Source organism: Litorivivens sp. (assembly GCF_041625495.1).
In the GTDB taxonomy this organism is placed as follows: domain Bacteria; phylum Pseudomonadota; class Gammaproteobacteria; order Pseudomonadales; family Spongiibacteraceae; genus Litorivivens.
The window spans coordinates 1-5034 of sequence record NZ_JBFJTH010000220.1; the positions used below are offsets into that span (position 1 = coordinate 1).

Genomic DNA, 5034 nt, shown 5'->3' on the forward strand with positions numbered 1-5034 from the left:
CTATTACGGGTCGCAATTGCTCAAGGGCGATATAACCGGAGACACCGGGAATAACTGGCTGCACAATTTTGAATGGCGGCTTCACCGGGCAGGCAATATCGTTGTTGTGATTAGCCCGCGTGCGGAGGTATATCAATTCAGCACCGACGGTAAAGGCAACTGGTCTCGGCAGGGCGGGAACGGGCAGCGTCCACTGCAACTGATTGAAATTGGTTCAGACTTTATTGTGTTTAACGGTTATGAGCAGCTGAGCTATCTGTTTAATAGCGACGGACAGTTGCTTAACGTCAGAGATGGCAAAGGCAATAATCTGGTGCTTAGTTATGAAACGAATACTACGAGAGGCGACTTTGGAAAGCTAAAAAAAATTACAGATGGCTATGGCCGCAGGTTGTATTACTACTATATCAATATAGATGGCGAACAAAAGCTCTACAACGTAGAAACCGATCACGCAGGCGGTGCGGTTGAAGATATTCGGCTTACCTACCAGGCTGAGATGTCATCATCTCCACAAAGCTCCCAAGAGCCTACGCCACTTTCGAGCTCCGGGTCAGAATCTACCACTGCGCCTCCTCCTTCTGAATCAACCGCTAGCAGCAATGATAGTCATAACCTTGTTAGAGTTTCGTACTCCCGAGGCGGTCCGTGGCTGGATTACCGTTATCTAACCTCAGGTTCCATGTTTGATGTGGGTCTGATGACGGCCGCATTGTCACGCGGTGGAAACATGCCGTACGAGCAAAGCTATTTTTCCCGGCTGGATGGAGAGCCATTGTCAGGGCGGGTGAAAACCCAGAAAAATGCGCGCGGTGATACGTTCACATTCACCTACGACACCACTGGTACGCAAACCATTGTGACTGGGCCTGATAACAAAACACTTACCCACACTCACACCAGCGAGGGTATTCTGCAACAGGCCGTGAATGAAGCGGGCGTTACGCTGAATCTGGCAGCAGATAATGTTAGGCGGCATAACGCGATCAAGCGTAGTGATGGCAGCGAAACCCGGCTGACATTCAATCCGCTCAACGGCAAAGTGGACAGTGTGACCAACCGCAATGGTGAGGTCACCCAGTTTGTGTACCAGTCGCGTACCGGTGAAAGCGGTGAGGTGTATCAGGATCTGGTAGAAATCCGATTCCCCGATGGCACCAGCATGCGTCACCAGTATGATGACAGCGGCAACTTGATCAAAACCACCAATCAAGCTGGTGCGGTATGGCAGTACACATATGATGCGAGCGGCTTGCGAACCAGTGCGACAACGCCGGATGGCGCAGTCACTCAATTCAGCTACGACAGTTATAGAAACCTGGTCAGCCGAACCGACTCACGCGGCCACACCACGGCATTCACCCATGACCAGCATGGCCGTCTCCAACAGATAACCTTGCCAGATGGCAAAGTGCAAAATTTCGTGCGCGATCCTCTGGGTCTTGTGCTGCGGGAAACTGACGAAAATGGTAATACCACCACTCACACCTACGGTGATGAAAAACTGTTGACGGGGTTTTCAGGTATCGATGGCGAGCAGTACACATTTGACTACGACAGTAATGTACGTTTGATTTCAGTCAAAGACGCTTTTGCTGATGAGAGCACTCGCAGCTACAGCAACCGAGGCGAGCTCGCAGCGGTAAAAAACAGAGAAGGCAACGTGACCGACTTTGTTTACGACGGCGCCGGAAAGCTTACCGAGGCCATCACCCCGCTGGGTAATCGATGGAAATCTAACTACGACGCAGTTGGCAACTTAATTGCGGCGATTAGCCCAGAAGGAAACGAAGTTCGCTATACCTACGATGCCCTGGGGCAAGTGCTCAGTATTACCGATGCTGAAGGTGGTACTTCACAGTTCAGTTACGATGCGATGGGGCGAATCCTGCGCGCAACCAGCGCGCAGGGTCGTACGCTAAATTACAGCTATGATGCTCTGGGTGAGCTCACAGAGATAGCCTTACCGGGCGGCATCGTTGGTAAATACACTCGCGATAATCAGGGGCGGCTAACGGAGATTATTGATCCTGCCGGCAACAGCTGGAAAAGCCAGTATTCCATGCATGGCTTTCTCGAACAGCGCATCGACCCGCTGGGCCGCAAAGAAACCTACAGCTACGATGAGCGCGGTCGTCTTGCTAGCGTTCAGTACGCCGACGGCACCAGCCAGCAGCTCAGTTACTATGGCCCGGATCGGGTTTTTAGGCGTCAATTCTCCGACGACACCTCATTGGACTACCAGTACAACGGCGCAGGGCGATTGATTGCAGCCTCTAGAGGGGTCACGCTCCAATATACAAAAACCTCGCGACTGAATTACAGTAACGGCATCAATGTGAACTATCTGAAGGGTGGGCGAGTAAGTTCCTTGAGCCTGCCAGATGCCGGCCTAATCAACTATAGCTATGACGATGAAGGCGTGCTCAGTTCGATCAGTGATTGGGCAGGTGGCACAACAAATTTCGAACGCAATACCGATGGCCAGATCACAAAAATAATTTTCCCCAACGGGATTGAAGAGATCCACGCGCGAGACAAAAATGGCCGTATCACCCTATTGCGACTCGAGCGTGCCGGTGAGGTTCTGGCCAGCATTCAATACAACCGCGATGCCGACGGACAAATCATTCGGCAAGAGCATACATTGCCGGTAGCCGCGCAGATACCCGGCGACAGTCAGCTGTCACTGTCAGTAGATGCTGCGCAGCAGGTGAGTGGCTTCAGCTACGATGCACGTGGACGTCTACTGGATGATGGCAGCCACCGTTTCGGTTGGGATATTGCGTCGCGTGTAACGTCGTTGCAGCACAAGGACGGCAATATCGCGTTCGGGTATGACGCCTTTGGTGGTGTGATCAGTCGCACGAAAGACAAGAGCACGAAAACCTACCGCTGGAACATGGGGTTTGAACACCTGCCTGCAGTCAGCGAAATTTCCGATGCGGAAAATACCCGCTACTACGTGCATACGCCCGAGGGTTATCTCCTGTACAGCGTTAACCCTGGCGGTGAGCGTGCGTTTCATCATTTTGATGCAATGGGCAACACAATCCTGATCACCAATGACAGTGGCGAGGTTACCGATACTTTCCAGTACACGCCCTACGGTACGTTGCTGGCTCACAGTGGTAATAGCACCACGCCATTCACATGGGGAGGCCGCTACGGCGTGATGCGTGAGCCGGGTACGAGTCTGTATCGCACCTACCAGCGGTTATACGACGCGGCCACCATGCGCTTTATCTCTCCAGACCCCATTCCCGCCAGGCTGCATCCGCACAGCATCAACCCGTACAGCTTTGCTGCGCGTAACCCGCTGCGGTATCAGGATCCGCTCGGGACAGGCCCCGTCGAAGCCGACGAATCATCGGGGTTGTATGACGTGGTCACGTTATTGACGGGCGCAGCTGGAATACTGGACCACTACACTAGCTCGGTGGCGGATGGCTTCGACACGCTTGCAACCCACTTGGGTAATGCGCTTACCTCAACGGATACGCCAGACGGTAATAAAGCGGCAAAAGCGCAGGTAAAAAATGCTCAGCGGTTAAAAACGGCAAAAACCGGAGTCAAACTGGTCGGCCAGGTTGGCGCTGGCCTGCAGGTGTTGAGCGTCGGCAACGAAGCGATCAAACTGAAAAATTCGCTCGACCGTACCGATGGAATTTACAAGGCCCGTATCGACGCAGCGTTTGAAAACTACCGCAAACAGATAACCGCCGCGCAGGAGCTGTTCGCAGAGAAACAGATACCGCTGGACGAATTTACCGATATCAATCGCGAGCGCTGGCTGCTCAGGCACCGTGACCACCTCAGGCAAATAGAAAGCAATCTTGAATACCAGCTACGCGGCGCGCAGCGAGATCACGAAAACGACAGCTGGCTTGATGCCATGATTGGCGCCAAAGGGCTGCTGGGTACCTTTGTGCCGGTGCCGCAGAGCTGGTGGCCGGATGTGCTCAACCCGGAAAACAACTACCCGGGGGTGCAGCCATGAAGCAGCTGACAATACTTTTACTCGCCCTGATCGCGATAGCGTCCCACGCCCAGCAGGTGGTTGAATACCGCTATGACGACGCCGGCCGGCTGATTGTGGCCAATTATGGCATCAAGGAAATTCGCTACGAATACGACGCCTCCGGCAACCTGCTCAGCCGCCGGGTACAAAACCCGCAACAAGAGCCTGGCAATGGCGGCGATGTGGTTACCGAACCAAGCACCCCGCCGGGGCAAGTGAAGTCCAGGCCGGGCGACAAAAACCTCACACTGGCTGCGTTTGTAGTTGAAAATACTGAATCCGACAGCGTGGTGCTCGATACCGTTACCGTCACCATTTCAGGTGGTCGGGCCGGCGCCATAACGGCGCTGAGGTTAGTCAGCGACAGCAACAGCAATCAAAGTGCCGACGTCGGTGAGCCCATTCTGGCGCGTGAAGGCCATATACCCGAAGATTGCATCGTACGGTTTTCACTGGCCCAGCCGATAACACTCGCGGCCGGCGAATCCCGGCGTTTTGTCGTCGTCACCGATTTCTAACGAGGTAAACCATGAAGGTGAATCAAAAAGCATTGATCGTTGCTGCCTGTATTGGATTACTCAGCGCCTGCAGCGGTGACGGCTCCACGCCATACGTTGAATTTGCGGCTCCCGACAACAGTGTTGGCGTGGCAGGAATAGAGGCCACGGCCACCAAATCCAGTACGGGCCAACAAACCCCCCTGGCCGTTAACAATGTGAATGCCAGCACCGTCACCGTAACGCAGTAGAGCGCCAGCGCCGGCAAGGCCAGCTCCCACAGCCGAACCAAAGCCGCAAACTATCGCCTGCAAGGCAGGCTCTGCCGCGAATCGGTGGGAGCCCCAATTGTGGGAGCCGGCCCCGCCGGCGAATAACCCCGGCACCCCGAAAAACCCCAACCCCATCGCCTGCAAGGCAGGCTCCCACCAGCAGCCCCAATTGTGGGAGCCGGCCCCGCCGGCGAATAACCCCGGAACCACGAAAACCCAACCCCATCGCCTGCAAGGCAGGCTC

General features: G+C 54.5%; 3 protein-coding genes. All 3 read left to right on the forward strand.

The genetic code is table 11. The features are described 5' to 3' along the window. Positions 1 to 4000, forward strand: a 4000-nt coding sequence (locus tag ABYP39_RS17275; protein WP_372783830.1) for an RHS repeat-associated core domain-containing protein, incomplete at its 5' end; no start/stop codon positions are given. Then, positions 3997 to 4539, forward strand: a complete 543-nt coding sequence (locus ABYP39_RS17280) for a hypothetical protein (RefSeq protein ID WP_372783832.1) — start codon at positions 3997 to 3999, stop codon at positions 4537 to 4539. The genes ABYP39_RS17275 and ABYP39_RS17280, both read left to right, overlap by 4 nt. Before the next feature lie 11 nt (positions 4540 to 4550). Beyond that, positions 4551 to 4769, forward strand: a complete 219-nt coding sequence (locus ABYP39_RS17285) for a hypothetical protein (protein WP_372783834.1) — start codon at positions 4551 to 4553, stop codon at positions 4767 to 4769. The last annotated feature ends 265 nt before the right edge of the window (positions 4770 to 5034 follow it).

Coding starts and splice junctions, on each gene's coding strand:
- ABYP39_RS17280 (WP_372783832.1), top strand. CDS start 3,997: ATGAAGCAGCTGACAATACTTTTACTCGCCCTGATCGCGATAGCGTCC.
- ABYP39_RS17285 (WP_372783834.1), top strand. CDS start 4,551: ATGAAGGTGAATCAAAAAGCATTGATCGTTGCTGCCTGTATTGGATTA.